17 protein-coding genes and 1 other RNA gene are annotated in these 19,893 nt (G+C 57.9%); 15 read left to right on the top strand and 3 right to left on the bottom strand.

The window, feature by feature from the left end:
• Nucleotides 1-68 precede the first annotated feature (68 nt).
• On the top strand, nt 69-1,463 hold the full coding sequence (locus EKH49_RS09500; RefSeq protein ID WP_442903505.1) for a class II 3-deoxy-7-phosphoheptulonate synthase: 1,395 nt from the start codon (nt 69-71) through the stop codon (nt 1,461-1,463).
• A 72-nt stretch (nt 1,464-1,535) separates the two neighbouring features.
• On the opposite strand, the gene EKH49_RS09495 is transcribed toward EKH49_RS09500, so the two are convergent.
• From EKH49_RS09495 to EKH49_RS09485, 3 genes are all read right to left on the bottom strand, one after another.
• Entirely contained in the window at nt 1,536-3,752 is a 2,217-nt protein-coding gene (locus EKH49_RS09495; protein ID WP_128470646.1) for a Stk1 family PASTA domain-containing Ser/Thr kinase, read from the bottom strand.
• A 202-nt stretch (nt 3,753-3,954) separates the two neighbouring features.
• A complete protein-coding gene (locus tag EKH49_RS09490) occupies nt 3,955-4,203 on the bottom strand; it encodes a WhiB family transcriptional regulator (protein ID WP_013348560.1) in 249 nt (82 codons plus the stop codon).
• 614 nt (nt 4,204-4,817) lie between these two features.
• Nucleotides 4,818-8,651, bottom strand: a complete 3,834-nt coding sequence (locus tag EKH49_RS09485; protein ID WP_161567495.1) for an FHA domain-containing protein — start codon at nt 8,649-8,651, stop codon at nt 4,818-4,820.
• 249 nt (nt 8,652-8,900) lie between these two features.
• Between EKH49_RS09485 and EKH49_RS09480 the strand changes: the two genes are divergently transcribed.
• From EKH49_RS09480 to EKH49_RS09415, 14 genes are all read left to right on the top strand, one after another.
• On the top strand, nt 8,901-10,121 hold the full coding sequence (locus EKH49_RS09480) for a CpaF family protein (RefSeq protein ID WP_128470644.1): 1,221 nt from the start codon (nt 8,901-8,903) through the stop codon (nt 10,119-10,121).
• A 47-nt stretch (nt 10,122-10,168) separates the two neighbouring features.
• Nucleotides 10,169-10,975, top strand: a complete 807-nt coding sequence (locus EKH49_RS09475) for a type II secretion system F family protein (RefSeq protein ID WP_236641106.1) — start codon at nt 10,169-10,171, stop codon at nt 10,973-10,975.
• Nucleotides 10,972-11,913: a type II secretion system F family protein gene (locus EKH49_RS09470; protein ID WP_128470642.1), complete on the top strand. Its 942-nt coding sequence runs from the start codon at nt 10,972-10,974 to the stop codon at nt 11,911-11,913. Before EKH49_RS09475 ends, EKH49_RS09470 begins: the two co-directional genes overlap by 4 nt.
• Nucleotides 11,914-12,012: 99 nt before the next feature.
• Nucleotides 12,013-12,210 (top strand): hypothetical protein, encoded by a 198-nt coding sequence (locus tag EKH49_RS09465; protein ID WP_442903506.1) that lies wholly within the window; start codon nt 12,013-12,015, stop codon nt 12,208-12,210.
• 6 nt (nt 12,211-12,216) lie between these two features.
• On the top strand, nt 12,217-12,636 hold the full coding sequence (locus tag EKH49_RS09460; protein WP_128470641.1) for a TadE family protein: 420 nt from the start codon (nt 12,217-12,219) through the stop codon (nt 12,634-12,636).
• Nucleotides 12,629-13,075: a hypothetical protein gene (locus tag EKH49_RS09455; protein WP_236641105.1), complete on the top strand. Its 447-nt coding sequence runs from the start codon at nt 12,629-12,631 to the stop codon at nt 13,073-13,075. The genes EKH49_RS09460 and EKH49_RS09455 overlap by 8 nt, the downstream gene beginning before the upstream one ends.
• Nucleotides 13,068-13,523 carry a hypothetical protein gene (locus tag EKH49_RS09450; RefSeq protein ID WP_128470640.1) on the top strand — a complete coding sequence of 152 codons (456 nt, stop codon included), beginning with the start codon at nt 13,068-13,070 and terminating at the stop codon, nt 13,521-13,523. Before EKH49_RS09455 ends, EKH49_RS09450 begins: the two co-directional genes overlap by 8 nt.
• A 60-nt stretch (nt 13,524-13,583) precedes the next feature.
• Nucleotides 13,584-14,699, top strand: coding sequence for a peptide chain release factor 2 (prfB, locus tag EKH49_RS09445; protein WP_038990407.1), 1,116 nt, complete (start codon nt 13,584-13,586; stop codon nt 14,697-14,699).
• 280 nt (nt 14,700-14,979) lie between these two features.
• Nucleotides 14,980-15,777 carry a cell division ATP-binding protein FtsE gene (ftsE, locus tag EKH49_RS09440; RefSeq protein WP_038990409.1) on the top strand — a complete coding sequence of 266 codons (798 nt, stop codon included), beginning with the start codon at nt 14,980-14,982 and terminating at the stop codon, nt 15,775-15,777.
• Complete coding sequence (ftsX, locus tag EKH49_RS09435; protein WP_128470639.1) at nt 15,774-16,688, top strand: permease-like cell division protein FtsX; 915 nt, start codon at nt 15,774-15,776, stop codon at nt 16,686-16,688. The genes ftsE and ftsX overlap by 4 nt, the downstream gene beginning before the upstream one ends.
• A gap of 107 nt (nt 16,689-16,795) precedes the next feature.
• A complete protein-coding gene (locus EKH49_RS09430; RefSeq protein ID WP_236641104.1) occupies nt 16,796-18,205 on the top strand; it encodes a M23 family metallopeptidase in 1,410 nt (469 codons plus the stop codon).
• A gap of 54 nt (nt 18,206-18,259) precedes the next feature.
• Nucleotides 18,260-18,739, top strand: coding sequence for an SsrA-binding protein SmpB (smpB, locus tag EKH49_RS09425; protein WP_073707668.1), 480 nt, complete (start codon nt 18,260-18,262; stop codon nt 18,737-18,739).
• A gap of 113 nt (nt 18,740-18,852) precedes the next feature.
• Nucleotides 18,853-19,221: a transfer-messenger RNA gene (gene ssrA, locus EKH49_RS09420) on the top strand.
• 173 nt (nt 19,222-19,394) lie between these two features.
• Nucleotides 19,395-19,868 carry a DUF2568 domain-containing protein gene (locus tag EKH49_RS09415; protein ID WP_128470637.1) on the top strand — a complete coding sequence of 158 codons (474 nt, stop codon included), beginning with the start codon at nt 19,395-19,397 and terminating at the stop codon, nt 19,866-19,868.
• Nucleotides 19,869-19,893 lie beyond the last annotated feature (25 nt).

Here is a 19,893-nt window from a genome sequence, read left to right as displayed (position 1 = left end):
GGCAGTGTTACGGCTCGTTGTTACATTCGTCGCGGTGCTTTGAGCCGACGCCACGTAGAATGGGCAAGGTGAGCGAAGAAAACCGAACCCCATTGCCCGGCTCTTCTGTAGCCGGCCCCGCCACCGATCCGCAACTAGATTTGTGGCGTGAACTGCCAATTGCCCAGCAGCCGACCTGGCGTGAGCACAAGGACTATCAGTCCTCCATCAAGGAATTGGGTTCGCGTCCGCCACTGGTATTTGCCGGCGAAGTCGACGTATTGCGTGAACGCCTGGCCGCGGCGGCCCAAGGCAAGGCCTTCTTGCTGCAGGGAGGCGACTGCGCCGAAACCTTTGCCGACGCGACCGCAGACAAGATTTCCTCGCGTGTGCGCACCATCTTGCAGATGGCCGTCGTGCTGACCTATGGCGCCTCGATGCCGGTCATCAAGATGGGGCGCATGGCTGGCCAGTTCGCCAAGCCGCGCTCCTCGAATGACGAAACCCGAGATGGTGTAACTTTGCCGGCATTCCGCGGCGACATCGTCAACGGCTTCGATTTCACGCCGGAGTCCCGTGCCCACGATCCAAAGCGCATGGTGCAGGCCTACAACACCTCATCTGCCACGTTGAACCTGATTCGCGCCTTCACCCAGGGCGGATTCGCCGACCTGCGCAGCGTGCACTCTTGGAACAGCGGCTTCATGGCCAATCCGGCGCACTCCGCCTACGAGCAGCTGGCCGGGGAAATCGACTCGGCCATCCGCTTCATGGATGCCTGCGGAGCAGACTTCGAAGCGCTCAAGCGCACCGAGTTCTTCGCTTCCCACGAAGCCTTGCTGCTGGACTACGAGCGTGCGCTGACCCGTACCGACTCCCGCACCGGCCTGCCGTACGCGACCTCGGGCCACTTCCTGTGGATCGGCGAACGCACCCGCCAGCTGGACCACGCCCACGTTGATTTCCTTTCGCGCGTGCGCAACCCAATCGGGGTGAAGCTGGGCCCAACCACGGATCCAGAAGATGTCTTGGCGCTGATCGACAAGCTCGATCCGAACCGCGAGCCGGGCCGACTGACCTTCATCACCCGCATGGGTGCGAAGAACATCCGCGAGAAGCTGCCGAACCTGGTGGAGAAGGTCACTGCATCAGGAGCACAGGTGCTGTGGGTTACCGACCCGATGCACGGCAACACGGTCACCAGCCAGAACGGCTACAAGACCCGCAACTTCGATGATGTCATGGACGAAGTCCGCGGCTTCTTCGAGGTGCACGACTCGCTGGGCACCTTCCCGGGCGGTCTGCATGTGGAGATGACCGGCGACGATGTGGCTGAGTGCCTCGGCGGCGCGGATCCGATCCGCGAAGAAGACTTCGATTCGCTGTATGAGTCGCTGTGCGACCCGCGACTGAACCACCGCCAGTCCCTGGAAATGGCCTTCCTGGTCTCCTCGGCACTGCAGAGCCGCAGCCGCAATCGCTAGCAGCTAGAAAAGTAATCCGGTTCCCCAAGCGGGAACCGGATTATTTTTTATGAACTGGAAGCGCCAACGGCCCTAGAAAGCGTAGATGCTGATCTCGCTGCCGCGCACAGCTTGCTGGTGCAGCGGAGATTGCATGCGCACGGTTTGGCCGAAACCGCCAAAAACATCATGGGTCTTGACGGTAAAACCGGCGGATTCCAGCGTCGCGACGGCTTCTTCCACGCCCATGCCAATCACGGACGGGATCTGGACGTACTCTGGTCCCTGCGAAAGATTTACCGTCACGGTGCTGCCATATGGGATGGTCCCCTGAGTTGGATCCTGGAGCGCGATGAGGTCTTTTTCGACCGTCGAGGAATGGACGGCTCTACCCGCCTCAAGTTCCAGGCCAACCGCCTCAAGCTTCTCCTTGGCCGCCTCCTTGCCAAGGCCGATGACCGAAGGAACGCTGACCGGAGCATGTCCCTTGGAAATGGCAAGGGTGATGATGTTCTTCCTCGGCAATTTCTCACCGGCGGCCGGCGAGGAACTGATGACTTCGCCCTCCTTGACCGATTCCGAGTAGGCTTCGGTGGTCTTAACGTCCTCGAAGCCGACCTCGGCCAGGGCCGTGGTGGCCTGCTCAAGGGGATTCCCAGCAACATCCGGAACCGCAAAAAGCTCCGGGCCTTGTGAAACGATCAGGTCGATTCCCTGGAACTTCATGATGTTTTCGCCGGTTCCAGGTTGCGAATCCACCACCCGGCCGATGGCAATCTCATCGTCGTAGGCGGTGCCTATGCGAACGGGAACGCCTTGGCCGTCCATCTGCGCGATTGCCTGCGACTGGAGCATGCCGGTCAATGACGGGATGCGGATAATTGTTCCGGGGCCGCGGCCGAAGAACCATCCTGCGCCGGCCACCAGAGCGACGACGAGGATCCACATCAGGGTAATGACGAACTTTTGCGTTCCGGTGCGCGGCTGGCGCAAACGGTGGGTTGGCACCTGGGCTTCCTTGCGCCACTTCCTTGCCGCTTGCTTCTGCGCACGCTTCTGGCCACGGACCGATAGCGGTGATTCATTGGCTTCGCCAGGTTCTTCGGTTGCGCCCAACTCATCGCGACGGGTGTACACCGACGTCGCGGCAATTCCAGGATCCGAGCCGGGATCAGCCGCACGAGGCTGGGCCAAGGTGGCTTGCGCATCGCGAAGGTCCAGGACTTCGGTGGCATCGGCCGCGGCTATGACCGTCGTCCGATCAGTATCGGCTGGAGCATCATCTAGTTCGTAGCCGGCCTCTTGCTGTGCAGCATTCCGCTCCAGCCACAGCTGTTCACGTTCTTCCTCGCGCTCGCGTTGCATCGCATCAAGGCGCTGCTGCAGCGTCGTAGGCATCTGGGCGAATGCTTGCGGCGCGAGATCTTCGATCCCGCCGAGGTCCTCGGCACCGACATCCAATTGCGCATCGCTGAGCGTGGAGCGGATCTGGATGATCTCCTCCAGCAGCAAGGAGGCATCCTGCGGACGCTTTTCCGGATCCTTCTCGGTGCACCATCGAACAAGTTCATCGAGATCTTCGGCCAACCCGGGAACCAGGTCCGAGGGCGGGGGCATGGGGGAGTCCAGATGATGTTTCATCAATGCGGCTGCATTGGTTTCGGTGTACGGCAATTGCCCAGTCAGCATCTGATAGATCATGATGCCCAGGGCATAGATGTCGCTGCGCGAATCGGCTGGCGCGCCTGAAACCAGTTCAGGAGAAACATGGGACAGCGTTGCCACGAGCGTCGCCGACTGGGTATGGGCGCTCGCAGCACGGGCCAAGCCGAAGTCGGTGACTTTGACTTCACCGGTATCGGAGAACAGCACGTTGGCCGGTTTCATGTCCCGGTGGATGATGCCCTCGCTGTGCGCGGCGCTGAGGCCGCGGCAAATCTGCTCAAGGACGCTGAGGGCCTGGCGCGGTGTAAAACGCCCGCGTTCCTCTATGACCTGTTCGAGATTGCGCCCGCGAACATATTCCATCACGAGGTACACCAAATTGTCGCTCACGTTGTGATCTCGGATGGAGACCACATTCGGATGGGTTATATTCGCGGCGATGACAGCTTCAGATTCGAATCGTTCACGAACCGTGGACTCGCTGGCGAAGTTGTCATTCAAGATCTTCACGACAACGGCTCGGTGCAGGCGCTTGTCCATGCTGCGGTAGATCCGCGACATGCCACCCAGGGCGAGCAGATGGTCGAGCCGGTAGCGGCCATCCAGCGTCTTGCCCAGGTTCGGGTCGGTCAGGGCCGGGCTCATTTTGCGGACGCACCTGCCTGAACGGTGCGCGCGAAGCGGGCCAGAGTCACTAACGGATCCTTTCGAACATGAATACTACCTTTAATGTACCTATGTGAGCTGACAATTTGCCGTTTAAACTCGAAATCCGCCAGTGGTGTTGACCGCTGGCGGATTTCGTATAGCGTCTCGGGTTGCGAGAATTACCTCGAGCGCAGCTCAATTAGGAAGCGCGGCGAGCTCGTGCTGCGCGACGCTTCAAGGCACGGCGCTCATCTTCGCTCATGCCGCCCCATACCCCTGCGTCCTGGCCGGACTCAATGGCCCACTGCAGGCAGGTTTCGGTTACTTCACATCGACGGCAGACGCTCTTGGCCTCTTCGATCTGCAACAGGGCCGGACCGGTGTTTCCCACTGGGAAAAACAGTTCCGGGTCCTTTTCCAGACACGCCGCGCGGCTACGCCAATCCATGCTTATTGATGCTCCTTGAAATCTGAGAGGGTCTGAAACGCCAACGGCAATCAACACACAGGCAACAACGACCTAGGAGTGAAATGAATTCCTGGTTGCCTAGTGGTTAACTTCTGGCGTTTCGAAAGGTCGGTGAAGTCCATTCGGGCACTTCGTTTAACCAACCACATAAGGTTTTCATGTAACGCGGAAGTAAACAAGAGTCACGGAAGTGAAAAGTTGCTGAAAGCCTGAGGGCTTTCTCACATGGCATTTGGCACCTGGATCCGCTAGTTATCGGTGGTGTGGCGCGAACAACATCGAAAGTCAATTGTTGCGGTTTGAGTTCCTGTAGAAGGTCAACGAAAATTGTTGATGTGAGCAACGAAAATACAACCTCGTCCCGCCCAACCAGTGTTTTCGTGGTTGCCGCGCTGGTCCTGATTGAAGCACTGGCCACCCTGGCGTACGCCATCAGCTACATGCTGAACCTGGATGCCAATGGAACAGTCAACATGGGCGGGCAGCTATTCATGCTGGCTCTTTGCTTGCTGCTTGCTGTTTGGCACGGCTCGGTTGCCATTAACTTCTTCAAGGGAAAAGCGTTCACTCGTGCTCCGATCATCGTTTGGCAACTATTCCAGCTCATCCTCTCCGTTTCGTTCCTGAGCTCCGACATCCCGATGGTGACGGCCGCGGCGGTCCTGTCCATTGTGATCGCGGGAACTACTGTGGTGATGCTCTTCGCCCCGAAGACGACCACTTTCCTCGGAGACCGGCCGAATCGCTGAAAGCCCGCCAGATAATTCGTACGGAATGTGAATCACACGAGGGTTGCCTCGTTTAGAGATGATGGCAGCCCAATAATCCTTGAACCCTTGGTCAATCTCCGGGTGGATCGGCGGCCAGTTCATCGGTTGAAGATCCTGCGGATGATGGGCTTCGACAACAATCACCTGGCGATCATCTAGCCCGTTGACGCTCATTCCCAAGTCGTAGGCGATCCTGTTGGACGGTGGAACGAATAGCACGACACCGATCCCACTGGACTTCAGTGCCTCAATGATCGGCGGCAGGCGCGAATCGCTGGTGGTTTCCAAGTACACGCAGAGCAATTCCTGCCGGTCCCCGGATGAGGCGTCATCGAGAGCCCGGACGAACCGATCCAAGTCCGACAAGCCGCAAATATGCATGGCCTTCCAGCGCCAAGCGAGCACATCGCTCAACTGCCGGCGCTGTAGCGTATCGGGACAGAGCACAATGGCTAGTTGCCCTGCTGGTCGAGGCACGGCTTCACCATCAAAGGGCGAGAATCCCAGAAAAGTTTCCGGGCGCAGCGCAGATCCTGCAAAGATCTCTCTGGCCGTTGGCCGGACCGGCCAGACGCTATCGGCGACGCCAGCCGAATGTGCGTGGGTGAGTTGGAAAACTTGCGGCGGTTGCCCGGAACGTAGTTTGACTCCGCGGCCAGGCAGCGGAGAACAGGCCGGAATCTTGGGCCAGATCATCTTCAACGACTCGGTGGCGTTGAATGGGAAAAACCATTGCTCGGTGCAAAGACCAGTGGACTTCAAGGCATTCTGGTCCCGGTCGACTGAACAAAGAACCATTGGCGATTCAGGCCCGCCGAAACGCAATAGCGTACCGAGTGCTTCATCCAAGCGTTGAAAATGCTGGGGGTGGATGTTGGACTGCAACTGGGTGAGTGAATGTACAAGAATGATCAATCCCGGATCCTTCGGCATGGATTCCACGAAGTCGACAGCTTCGAAGAAGGCGTAGGGATCTTCACCGGTGACAACTTTGAGGTTCTTGGCGGCATCCGGAACTGGTGATGGACCGAAGCACAATATTTTTCTTGTCGAATCGGCCAGGGAAGCAAATAGCGTGCGTGCACCGGCTTCAGGCAGGCCGCAGATCAACGTTGATCGTGAACGGGCAGGGTCGAGGACCAGCGGCTCGAGCCGGGCCAGATGCAGGTTATCTGCAATACCGCAGCAGATAGCCCCGCGCTCCTTCCCCTCCCAAGTCGGCGGCGAAGGCCATGGTTCTGATGGCAATGGCAACGCCGGGGCAAAACCGGATGCCGGCAGCTCCGTACCTGACCATCGTGAAGAAAGCTCGGCGGCATGGTCGCGCAATGGATCTCCGGTTGCTGATGCAACGCTCTTCTCGAATTGGCACAGGGGAAGCAAGGTGAGATCTTGGCGATTCCGCTCGAATAATTCGCCGTGCAGAGGTGGCTCGATGGCCAGATGGAATTGCAGGCACCGAGTTGGCTTGGAAGCACTCTTGATGATCGCCTGGCCAGGGAAGAGGAATTTGGATGCTTGGACGGAGCCAACCAGTTCGATCGATTCGCCTGGGTCGTTGACCCTCAAGGCGATTGTCGTGTTCAAGTTCGCCTTGGTTTGCCCGGTCAAGGCGCCAGCCGGTCGTTGCGTACTGAGAATCAGGTGGATACCGAGAGCCCGGCCTACCGCAGCCAAGCGATCAATTCTGGCGCTGGCTTGAGGCAGGGTTTCGATGAAGACGCGGAATTCGTCAATGACGACTACCAAGCGAGGCAGGACTGGGCCTGGTTCAGCGAGATCTTGATATTCGGCAATGTCGCTGCAACCGTGATCCGCCAAAAGCTCTTCGCGCCGATGCACTTCATGCTCCAATTGCTCTAACGTACGCTGGGCCGCGGCTTCATCAAGGTCGCTTGCGAAGAGCTGGACGTGGGGCAAGCCTGCATAAACACCGAGCCCAGCTCCACCCTTGAAATCAATGAGCACGAGAGCGAGCTGAGCCGGCGAATAGTTGCAAGAAAAATCTGCGATGATTCGCCGGAGCGCTTCTGACTTGCCCGAGCCAGTCGTGCCGCATACCAGTACGTGCGGACCGTCCTCGTGAAGGTCGAGGAACACGTCCTCTTGCTGGTCATCCAGACCCAGAAGTGCACGTAGGCACCGGGAGTCAGACGGCCTTGAGTCTGGATTCTCTGTTGCTGCTTTCTTCGGCAGCTGCACATATTGCTGAACCATCTTGTCGAACCGAGCGAGGCTCAGCGTGCCCAGGCTCTGAAGAACTAGCCGTTCGTCGGGCAAATGCGCACAGACGGGGCTTGGAACAATCCAATTCTCCACAGACTCGGACAGTACCGGTGAAATGCCCAGCACCAGTGTGCCGGATATGGGCTGCGGTGATTGGGCAGTGACGTACAGCGTGGCCAGACCGGCTGCCTCTTTCCTGAGGAAGCGCGATTCATCGGAATCGGACAGATGGGACATGCAGACGTTGTTCATCAAGAGCAATGACGCAGGAAGACAGCGAATACTGGGATCGATTACCAGCCGTAGCTGGCCGGCATGTATAGCCGGGAGGTAACGCGCAAGAACTGCGGCGAGAATCGATCCCGCACTTTGCCCTTGCACAGTCTTCAATTGCCAGACGCCCGGGGTGCTTGGGAAGAACACCGGACCAAACCAGGGCGCATCCGTCTTCGTCTTTCTGAGGCCTCGAAATATCTTGCGCACGCCCGTGGGAGAAGGACGAGAGAATTCTTGGGGAGACCACAGGCCCTCGCCCCAAACCAAGGGTGGTATCCGGTTACAGGACAGGCCCAAAGACGAAGCATCCAGTCCAGCTACGAACGTTTCGCCAAGGTCCGGTGAGTATCTCGTTCTTGCGGCGATCGCGGACGCCCGCTGCTCTTGCATTTCGCTTTTCCACCGACGCCGTTCCACCACCAGCTGACCCGCAGGTACCAGCCCCATCAGGGCAGAAACGCCGCTCAAGACCAGGAAGAGCATTGAACCGGTAACCACGGCAAGCAAGACGCCGGAAATGATCGGAACAAATGCGGCTAAGGCCAATGCAATCAATCGGGACAGTTCGGGCTTTGAAGGTGCCTGGATTTCCAACTGTTCGGAGGAGACCAGATGACCGGAGTCGGCAGCTAATGGATCGCCTACGGCGAATTCGGTGTTGCCTAGCCGGAAGCGTGATCCCTGCTCCAGCTCGACGGACTGGCGGTGGCTTCCATCTGGCATGGCAATTTCTTGCTCGGCACACGCGTGCATGTGCAAGCCCTGTGCTGTCACGATGACCTTCGCATGATTCCTGGAAACCAGCGGATCTTCCAACCAGAGCGGGGCAGTTCGGCCGATGGCATGCTCTCCCTTCGTGAGCGGAATCCAGGCACCAGCGTCGGGGCCGCGAAGCACTAGCAGCTTGAGGCGCGAAGCAGCGGCGCCTGAGACGAGAGCGGGCTGGGGCAGTTCATGGAGCACGAGGCGATCGGCAGCAGACAGAGTCTCCAATTCTTCTATCCGCGTTGCTCCCGCAAACCATCGATGGTCCGGGAAGTTCCGCTGCAGGAGCGCGGCGAGCTGCTCGCCCGAGATTCGCCCGGACATGACAAGTTCGAATTGTCTCGGATGCTGGAATTTTCGGGAAACCAGAAGCAATTCATAGCGGACCATGAGCCCTCCAGAAGGTGATGGAAAGTAGCCTTTCCCATCAAAACCAGCAATTTGGTCGGCATCGGGAAATATAAATCCCTTTGTGGAGAAAGAATTAAGAACTATCCACAACTGCAGCAACCTCTTGAAAGCGGTCGCCGCTGCAGATAGCATCCCTTGTCATACGAATAGGTATGCTGCACCGACGACGCGCTCGCCGATGGTCCCCGACTTCGGGATTCTCCAACAGGAAAGCCAAAGGAGCCAGTGGTGGATGCGCTGTCCATTGTCGAAGACGAAGTACGGGAGCTGGTCCGGCGTCGCGGATTGGACCCAGCCAAGCAGCCAGCGATGATCCGGGCCTTAATAGACGAAGTCATCAGAGACTACGACGAACGCGCATTGCTTGGAGCTGTGCCTTCACTTGGATCGCTAGAGGCCGCCCAACGTTCAGTTTTCGACAACGTGTCCGGTTTTGGGCCGTTGCAACCCCTGCTGGATGATCCTTCTGTCGAGGAAATTTGGGTCAATTCGCCGCATCAAATTTTTTGCGCCAGGGGCGGCCAAAGCGAACTGACCCACATCCGCATGGAATCGGCCGAAATTGCAGCCCTGGTAGAACGGATGCTCAAGTCCTCTGGCAGGCGCCTGGATCTTTCCCAACCATTTGTCGACTGCCAGTTGCCCGATGGGTCTCGTCTGCACGTCGTGATTCCGGATATCACCCATGAGCATTGGGCCATCAACATTCGCAAGTTCATAGCACGCGCAGGAAAGCTTGAAGACCTGGTCGAGCTTGGATCATTGAGCGAGCAAGCGGCGAGGTTCCTTTCCACCGCCATCGGCGCAGGTCTTAATGTCATCGTGACTGGACCTACCCAGGCCGGCAAAACCACAATGCTCAACTGCTTGGCATCAGCGATCGGCCGCAGGGAACGAATCATCACCATCGAGGAAATTTTCGAGCTCAATCTCTCGCTACGGGATGTCGTTGCGATGCAAACTCGTCTCGCCAATCTTGAAGGAACTGGCGAAATCACCATGCGCCGATTGGTCAAGGAAGCTCTGCGCATGCGCCCTGAACGCATCATTGTCGGCGAGGTTCGCGAAGCAGAGTCCTTGGATATGCTGATTGCGTTGAACTCGGGAATCGCGGGGCTGTGCACCTTGCATGCGAATTCTGCCCGTGACGCGATCACGAAAATTTGCACCTTGCCCCTGCTTGCAGGACCGAACATCACCAGCGACTTCACCATCAAGACGGTAGCCGCATGCATTGACCTAGTTGTCCATTGCGTACGAAGCCCCCAGGGCCATCGCTACGTCAACGAAATTCTCAGTGTGCGCAATCGCGTGGAGGAGGGGCAAATTGAGTCCTCGACGCTTTTCGAACGCCAGGCCGATCGCCTGCAACCGGCCAGGGGCGCTGATTGGTCGCATGAAAAGTTCGATGTAGCTGGCATCAATATTGCCGAATTGATGGCGGTGTAGCGGTGGTTGCTTTCTTTGCTTTCCTCGGCGGGCTGGGCATTGCCCTCATGGTCGACTGGTTGCTGTTTGCCCCGTGGGAGAAATCGCCTAAACGCAGCTCGGCGATCAAGAACGCATTGCTCCATGCGGGCATGAGCAATCTGGCGCCGGCAAAATTCATCGCAATTTGCGTGGTCTGCGGGCTGACTTTCGCGTTGGTGACCTTGGGACTCACCGCGTCGTGGCTCTTCGCCGTCGTGTTTTGCCTCTTTGGGTCATTTGCACCATGGGTCTATCTGCGCCATCAGGCGGCTAAACGCCACGCGGCGTTGCAAGAGCAATGGCCCGAAGTGGTTGACCACTTGCGAAGCGCCATCCGGGCAGGTCTCTCGCTTCCTGAAGCCTTGAGCCAGTTGGCAGTTGTGGGACCGGACGTATTGCGGCCTCTATTCCGGGACTTCGCCTTGGACTATCGAGCCACCGCGAACTTCTCCGTGGCATTGGACCAGCTGGGCGAACGATTGGCAGATCCGGTAGCTGACAAAATTCTCACGACACTGCGCATCACCCGTGAGGTCGGAGGCACCGACTTGGGCCATACGCTCACAACGTTGTCGGCATTCCTGCGAGATGACGTGAGAACACGAGGAGAACTCGCGGCCAGGCAATCTTGGATTGTTTCAGCAGCACGTCTGGCCGTTGCGGCGCCGTGGATCTTGCTGCTGGTCCTGGGCACCCAGGAAGCTGCGAAAGATGCGTATATGACATTCGGGGGAGTGATCGTGCTCGGCCTCGGCGTGGTGGTTTCGTTCGTCTGCTATCGAATCATGCTCCGGCTCGGTACCTTGCCAGTAGAAGAACGAGTGCTGGCATGAGCAGCTATACGTCATGGGCGGCGCTTTGCGGTTTGGGACTTGGTCTGGGACTATGGCTGGTCTTCGTGAACCTGCCGGGCTGGCGCAGAATGGCCTTCGCTGATCGTATTGCGCCGCACGTCCGTGTTGGCGTTCGAAGCTCGCGCATGCTTGAAGACTCCTGGCACTCGGACTCCGGGCACTCGGCTTTGGGCCAGCTAGCTGCCCCCATGCTGCAGCAAATCAAGAAGCTGGCTAGCTTGCACAGTCCTTCTGCCGGTACGCTCCGAAAGCGCCTGAACGCTGCAGGATTGGACATGAGCCTCGTTGACTATCGGTCCCAGGAAATTGTTTATGCTTTGGCAGGTTTGGTAGCAGGTTCTGCATTCATGGCTCTTGCTGCCGTCCAGTATCAAGTTTCTTTGTTCTTGTCAGTGCTGGTTGTCATGGGTTTCGGAATTTCGGGCTACGCATTGCGTGGTTGGTGGCTTGGCGAACAGATCCACCGGCGGTCTAGAAAAATATTGACTCAATTCCCCACCGTGGCCGAGGTGCTGGCGCTAACTGTCGGCGCGGGCGAATCCACAACGGGAGCAATCGAGAGAATCTCTCGAATCTGCCATGGAGTGATCGGCGAGGAATTCACGAAGACCTTGAACGACATTCACGCAGGTACGCCGATGGTCCAAGCTATGCAGAATATGTCTGACCGGATGCAAGTCGGGGCGATGACGCGCTTTGTCGATGCGATCGTTGTCGCCACAGAGCGGGGCACGCCCTTGGCACAGGTGCTCAGAGACCAGGCACAGGATGTTCGCGATGCGTCGAAACGCGAACTTATGGAAGTTGCCGGAAAACGTGAAATTTCCATGCTTATCCCGGTGGTATTCGGCATTCTGCCGCTCACGATCGTTTTTGCCGTATTCCCCGGCCTAGCGTTATTGGAGATGAGCTACTGAACGGTGCATAGAAAATCTTGAACCTCTCACTTTGAATTCTTTTAGCACGTTGGAAGGGCTGTCATGAACCACGTACAACAAATGATGCTCAAACTGGCAATGCAGATCATCGCAGCCGGTGAACTACTCATTCATAAGCTTTCTCCGAAACTCAGGGATAGCAGAGGCGACGTTCCGGGGTGGGTCATGATCACGCTCATGTCTGCTTTGCTGGTCGCCGCGTTGCTGGCCATCGCAGGACCTAGGCTGCAGGACCTGTTCAACCAGGCCATCGATCGAGTTTCCGGATTGGGATAACCGTTCATGAGCTCCGGCGCGCGGTTATCTGGATCTCCGAGTTCGTCGGAGTCCACGCGCAGCGAGCGCGGGTCTGCTGTAGCGGAATTTGTCATGGTGACAACGTTGCTTGTGGTGATCGCAATGACGCTTGTCCAACTCGCGCTGGTTCTGCATGTGCGCAATACGCTGATTGACGCGGCTTCCAACGGCGCCCACTACGGTGCACTGGCCAATCGTTCAGCGGCCGATGCCCAAGGCAGAACCCGGACATTGATCACCGAAAGCTTGCATGGTGGATTCGCCCGTGACATTGCCGTGAGCACCACTCCAGTAGGGGACAGCCAGTTGGTTACCGTATCGGTCAGCACCCGAGTGCCATTGATCGGGCTCTTGCCCAATGGGTGGGACTTGCACGTGGAAGGAGAGGCGGTGCGTTATGGGTAGGGCCAAGAATCTGGCTACCGCCATGCATCGCAGAATTCGGGATGAAGATCGTGGAAGTGCGGTAGTGGAATTCGTTTTTGCTTCAACCGTCTTGCTGATTCCCCTGGTGTACTTGATACTGGCCGCCGGCCAGCTTCAAGGAGGCAGCTATGCCGTGGTTGGTGCTGCCGATCATGCCGCCAAGGTCTTTGCCGCCGCAGAAGACCCTGTGCAGGCGAGGAACGATGCACACGCTGTTGTGCGAAGAACCATGCACAATTTTGGGTATCGCAACGCCCGCACTTCAATTCGTTGCGAAATGGAATGCTTGAGCCCGGGCAGTGTCGTCACCGTGACCGTAGCCTTGGATGTCCCGCTGCCTTTCGTATCCGAATGGGTCGAGGCGTCCGCATTCACCGTGGATTCCTCCGCGTCGCAAAGGACTGATCGATTTGGCTAGGCCGCAGCGTGCTGTCCGGAATCTGCGGAATGAAGATGGGCAATCCTTGGTGCTGGCAATCGGCCTGTGCGCCATCACATTGCTGACCATCTCCGTGGTGCTGGCAGCCAGCGCCGTCAACCTCAAAGCGCGTCAGCTGTTGTCAATTGCCGACGGAGCGGTCGTTGCTGCCGTAGACGAATTCGAGTTCCTTGCGGACAACGGCAACCCAAGGATCCAGCTGGACCAGCAACGCGTGCAGCAAGCAGTGCAGCAGTACCTTTCAGATGTTGGTGCGGCCGGCCGGGTCGAGAATCTGCGAATCGGCCGGGTCCAGATCATGCCCGATGGCCAAGGTGCGAATCTCCAGTTGAGCGGTTCGGTGCAACCGCCGATAGTAGGGTGGCTTGTTCCCGGTGGAGTGCCGATATCAGTCGAATCATCCGCTCGAACCGTATTGAGCAGGTAATCACCACGTTGGCCGCCGGACTCAATGAACAGTGGCCAAATGACGTAGTCTTAGAAGACCATGGCAAAAACTGACTTCTCCGCTGAAATCCGCTCACTGCGTTCTACATTCTCCGCAATTGAAGACGTGAGCGATGTCGAGCAGATCAAAGCTGACATCGCAGTCCTCTCGGAAGAAGCGGGCGCTCCCAACCTCTGGGATGATCCGGCCGCTGCTCAAATCGTCACCAGCAAGCTATCCCATCGCCAGTCCGAGCTGGAACGGCTGACTCGGCTGCAGACGCGAATCGATGATTTGGAAGTCCTGGTTGAGCTTGCCGAGCTCGAAGAAGACGACGATACGCTGGATGAAGCGGACAAGGAGCTCACCAGCATCCAGAAGGCCCTCGCTGAACTCGAGATAGTTACCCTCCTCAACGGCGAATTCGATGCCCGAGGTGCGGTTGTCACGATTCGCTCCGGTGCTGGCGGTGTTGATGCCGCGGACTTCGCGGAGATGCTCCTGCGCATGTACCTGCGTTGGGCTGAACGCCGTGGATACAAGGCCACTGTCATGGACACGTCGTACGCCGAAGAAGCCGGCCTCAAATCGGCAACCTTTGAAATTGATGCCCCGTATGCCTTCGGCACGCTCTCCGTAGAAGCCGGTACCCACCGCCTGGTGCGCATCTCGCCATTCGATAATCAGGGTCGTCGCCAGACATCGTTTGCGGCCGTGGAAGTTGTGCCGCTGATTGAGCAGACCGACACTATCGAAATCCCGGAATCTGAAATCCGCGTGGACGTGTTCCGCTCCTCGGGGCCTGGCGGCCAGAGCGTCAACACCACCGACTCGGCGGTACGCATGACGCATATTCCTACCGGCGTCGTCGTCTCGATGCAGAACGAGAAATCGCAGATCCAGAACCGTGCTGCCGCGCTTCGAGTTCTGCAGTCGCGCTTGCTGCTCTTGAAGAAGGAGCAGGAGGACGCGCAGAAGAAGGAACTCGCCGGCGATGTGAAGGCATCTTGGGGTGACCAAATGCGCTCCTACGTGCTCAACCCGTATCAAATGGTCAAGGACCTGCGAACCGAACATGAAGTGGGCAACACCCAGGCGGTGCTTGACGGTGAAATCGACGATTTCATCGATGCAGGCATCCGCTGGCGTGCAGGACAACGCCGACCAAGCAAGTAGGCGGTCTCGCTGACACTGACCGCGGTGGACGCTTCTGTCATGCAGGGTGTAAGCATCATCACCGTTGCGGATCCTGCTGCGCCAATTACAGCTAGTCATGCCGAAGCTGCGCACTTCGCGTTAGCTGGACGTACGGCATGAATCTTGCAACACGCCTTATATTTCGGCTGGTTCGCAACCTTGCACCGATAGTGTTTGGAAGACTGGCGCATCAATAGACGTTTGATCTCGAGATTGGTGTTCGTGGGTCGCGCCCCGACGAAGACTAGCGATTGAAGACATGATTAAATTCGAAAACGTCTCGATGGTTTACGAGCCGAAGCAGCAGAATGCGGCTTTGGACGAGGTAAGCATCGAGATAGACCGTGGCGAATTCGCCTTCCTGGTTGGTGAATCCGGTTCGGGTAAGTCGACCTTCCTCAGCTTGGTGCTGCGCGAAAAGCGCTCCACCGACGGATCCGTCTACGTAGCCGGACAGAACCTCAACCGCATACCGAGCCGTCGTGTGCCCAAGCTGCGCCGCGACATTGGGTTCGTTTTCCAGGACTTCCGCCTCTTGCGTGAGCGTACGGTCTTCGACAACGTCGCGTTCGCCATGGAAGTCATCGGTGCCTCCCGTGCCCAGATCCGCGAGCGAGTGCCGGACGCATTGAAAATGGTCGGCCTCGAAGACAAAGCACGCCGCAAGCCAACCGAGCTTTCCGGTGGCGAGCAGCAACGCGTTGGCATTGCCCGCGCCATTGTGAACAGGCCGTCGATCCTGCTGGCCGATGAGCCTACTGGCAACCTTGACCGCAAGAACAGCATCGAAGTGATGAACGTGCTCAATCGCATCAACCAGAACGGCACGACCGTCCTGATGGCTACGCACGCGCACGAGCTGGTGAGCGAATACCGCCACCGCGTTATTGAACTGAAACGCGGACGAGTCATCCGCGATGAAATTGATGGCCAGTACACGCCGATGACCACTGTGGTGAACCAGGACGGCTCGCGTGAACTGCTCGTCGGCGATTCGGCCGTGGAGTACGACGAAGAATCGCAGGTTGCCGAGGATAAGAAAGACGAGGACCAGTGAGACTAGGATTTATTCTCCGCGAAGCGGCGAAGGGCCTGCGGCAAAACGTCGTCATGGTTGTTTCCGTGGTGCTGGTGACCTTCGTATCGTTGACCTTCGTTGGCGCTTCGGTATTGCTTCAGCTCCAGATCAACCAGATGAAGGGCTACTGGTACGACCGCATGGAAGTCGCGGTGTACCTCTGCGATGACACGAGCACCTCGCCGAACTGTGCCGGCAGTGCGGTCACCGAGGAACAGCGGCAGAACATCGAGGAGATGCTCAAGTCCGAGCAGCTCGCCCCATACATCAAGGAATTCGCCTACGAATCCAAGGAACAGGCGTACGAGAACTTCCTTGACCAATACGAGAACTCCGCGTTGGTCGACCAGGTCACTGCAGAACAACTTCCCGAATCCTTCCGCGTCGCACTCGTTGATCCGGAAAAGTATCCGGTGATCAACGAAGCGTTCTCCACCGTTGAAGGCGTTGACTCGGTAATCGACCAACGCGAACTGCTTGAAAAGGTATTCCAGTTGGTGCGCGTGGCTTCCGCTGCCGCCGCCGTCGTGGCAATCGTGATGATTGTTTGCGCGGTGCTGCTTACCGGGACGACCATTCAGCTCTCGGCCATGCACCGGCGGCTCGAAACAACCATCATGCGGCTGGTCGGCGCTTCGAAAGCAACGATTCAATTGCCATTCATCATCGAAGGCGTGATCGCGTCGCTGATTGGCGGCCTGCTGGCTTCGGGCACCCTGTGGTTGCTGCTGAAGTTCCTCGTTGAGGACAAGTTGGCCAACGAAAACGTCGGTGTAGCGTTCATCTCTACCACCGAAATATGGCTAGTTGCTCCGATACTCTTGATTATTGGTATCGTTTTGGCCACAATTTCATCAGTGGTAACGTTGAAGCGTTACCTGAAGGTTTAGCCGAAACGTTATCTAGGCTTGAACTGAAGTACGCAATTTCTTAAAGGAGCTTTATGCTGTCGAACGCCGTGCGACGTAAATTCTTACGCGCCTCTATCGGTGGAGCTATGGCTCTTGCGCTCACTCTGCCAGCAGGCCTTGTGGTCGCTGACGAGCTGGACGACAAGAAAGCTCAGGTCGAGAAGAACATCGAAAACCTCGAGACCGACATGGAATTCCTGGATGCCGACATCCAGGAAACCGACAAGAAATTGCGTGACCAGCAGGCGCAGGTACCCATTGCCCAGCAGGCATTGGCTGACGCGCAAAGCCGCGTAGCCAATGCCCAGGCCACCCTCTCCGATCTGAATAACCGCTTGATCAGCGCGCAGGCGACTCGTGATGAAGTGGCCCAGCAGATCGAAGAAAACGCTGCGAAGCTGTCCGAAGCGGAGGACGCGATGGCGCAGATCGCCGCGGAAGCCTATAAGCGCGGCGGTGTCTCGGGCGGGCTGGACATGATCCTCAACATGGATTCGGCAACCAAGATGGCCGACGGCCTGGACATGGCCAATCGTGCCATGGAATCCCAGAATGCCGCATACAACGATTTGGCCCAGGAACAGGCCAATAACGAAAGCAACAAGCTTCGCCTGGTTGCCGTGGAGAAGGAAATCTCCTCGCTGAAAGCCCAGGCAGAGGAAGCTTTGGCGCAGGAGCAGGCAGCGCGAGATGCTGCGCAGAACGCCAAGAACGAGCTGGATGCACTGGTAGCCAGCACCGAAGCGCTCAGCGCCGAACTCGAAGCGCAGAAGCCACGCATCCAGGCGAAGCTGGAATCGCAGCAGAAGGAATACGCTGCGGTCAATCAGCAGATCAAGGAACGCCAGGAGCGCCTGATCCGGGAAGCCGCCGAGCGCAAGCGCAAGGCAGAAGAAAAGGCGCGTCGCGAAGCAGCGGCCGAGCGAAAGCGCATCGCTGAGGAAAAGGCCGCCTACGAGGCTGCGCAGGAGCGCAAGGCTGCCGAAGCCCGAGCGGAGAAAAGAACCTACAAGAAGAAGCCCTACGTTGCACCGAAATCCCAGCCGAAGTCTTCGGACTACGCCGAGCCAAGCAGCTGGGGATTGATTAAGCCGACCACCAGCAACCGTTTGACCTCGACCTTCGGATGGCGCCCAACGCCAGCCGGAACCATCGATTACGGTGGCCGCGGCGGCTATGTGCACGCGGGTATCGACTGGGGCTTCGGCGGCCAGTGCGGCTCGCCCATCACGGCGGCAGCATCCGGCGAAGTCTGGATGGCCGGGTGGGGTGGATCCTCGGGCAACAAGGTCACCATTTCGCATGGAGTCATCAAGGGCAAGGCCCTGGCCACCAACTACCACCATATGTCCCGCATCGCGGTCAGTGTCGGCCAGCATGTGAAGCAGGGCCAGGTCATCGGCTACGTTGGCACCACCGGCAATTCGACTGGCTGCCATCTGCACTTCGAAACGATCATCAATGGATCACATGTGAACCCATTGGGACTTCTCTAGCGCTAGACTTGTAGTCTGTGCGCGGGAATCCGCCCGCGACATGCAAGGAGTAACGTGGCTAAGAAGAACCAAGAAGATCGAGTCATCGCGAGCAACCGCAAGGCGCGCCACGATTTTGAAATCCTCGACACCTTCGAAGCTGGCATGGTGCTCACCGGTACCGAAGTGAAGTCGCTGCGCGAAGGCAAAGCTTCGCTCGTTGACGGTTTCGGCCAGTTCTACCGCGGTGAGCTGTACATCGAGAATGTCTACATTCCCGAGTACCTAAACGGATCGTGGACCAATCATGCGGCTCGTCGTCGGCGAAAGCTCTTGCTGCACCGCCAGGAACTGCTCAAGATCGAGCGCAAGATCGGCGAAGCCGGCCTGACTGTCGTACCGCTGAGCTTGTACTTCAAATCGGGTCGGGCGAAGCTGGAAATCGGTGTCGCCCGCGGTAAGCGCGAGTACGACAAGCGGCAGGCCCTGCGCGAAAAGCAGGATAACCGCGAAGCATTGCGTGCCATGCGCGAACGCAACCGCGGCAACGCGTAAGCAGAGGTTGTGGCGCATTTCGCATTGGGGCAACCCGGCGTGATGCGCTATGATTGATGAACACGCCCTAGGGTGTGGTTGCACCCGGGAAACCGGGACTGACAACAAAATACGGGGATGATCGGTTTCGACGGTGTGAGTCGCGACAGATGAAGCGGGCCGAGGACGCAAAGTTATCTCGTAAACGCTCTTTGCAAACCAATAAGTGCCGAATCAAAGCGCACTGACTTCGCTCTCGCTGCCTAAGCAGCCAGACAGTCCGTTAGCCAGGGGACGCTATCGCCCCTGTTCCTAACGTCATTTAGATAGCCAATGTATTCAGCAGTTGTTGCCGCTGCTGGGTACACATTCAGGCAACTGTGCCCGGATCAACCACTTGTTTGCGTGATGGTTGGGGCAGAGAAAATCCACAGCAAACTGCGCCCGGAGAAGACCTGGCAACACCACATCGGACGGGAGTTCAATTCTCCCCATCTCCACAATTTCCGGCTCCGGATCCAAGCCCACAAGCTTGGATCCGGAGCTTTTTGTTTGCCTTGAAGTCAGCCGCCGCATCGCGAGCCTGTTCGCGGGATGGAGAATTTGCACATAGACTTGAGATGAAAGTCGAAGGCTTTGAAATGCCGCGTGCAGAAACGGAGTGAGATTGAAGTCGATGGGTAAAAAAAGTTCCCAGCGGGTATCGCCTTTCCTCTCAGCAACCTATGCCGCAGTGGCTTTCCTCTTGGAAGTCGGGCTGCTGTTCGCGGCGGCACTCGCAGCTATCGCCTTCATCCCCTGGCCGACCATTCCAGCAATCCTCGTCGTGGTCATTCCGCTGCTGATCCTGTGGTCGATCTTCTTCTCACCGAAGGCAGTCATCAAGCTGCGGCTGCGGATGCGCCTGCTCTTGATCCATATCATCTACCTCATCGGCGCCTACGTGCTTTGGCTGAGCGTCGACCATTCCTTCTATGACCAGTCCCAGATCTGGGCGATTGCGATGCTCTCGTTGACCGGTATCAGCGCCATATTGGTCATCGCCACCGGAGGGTACGTAGTTCCGCACGATCGCACCAAGCGGCCGCCGAAGGACCTTCCCAACCGGGCCCGGACGGGCGCACCCAAGGGACGCCGCGCAGCACGCTAGCGAACGGCACATGCCAAGCCTTCCG

Source organism: Glutamicibacter sp. HZAU, assembly GCF_004100365.1.
GTDB lineage: Bacteria > Actinomycetota > Actinomycetes > Actinomycetales > Micrococcaceae > Glutamicibacter > Glutamicibacter nicotianae.
The sequence above is the reverse complement of the archived record's forward strand: the minus strand, read 5'-3'. Positions and strand labels throughout refer to the sequence as shown.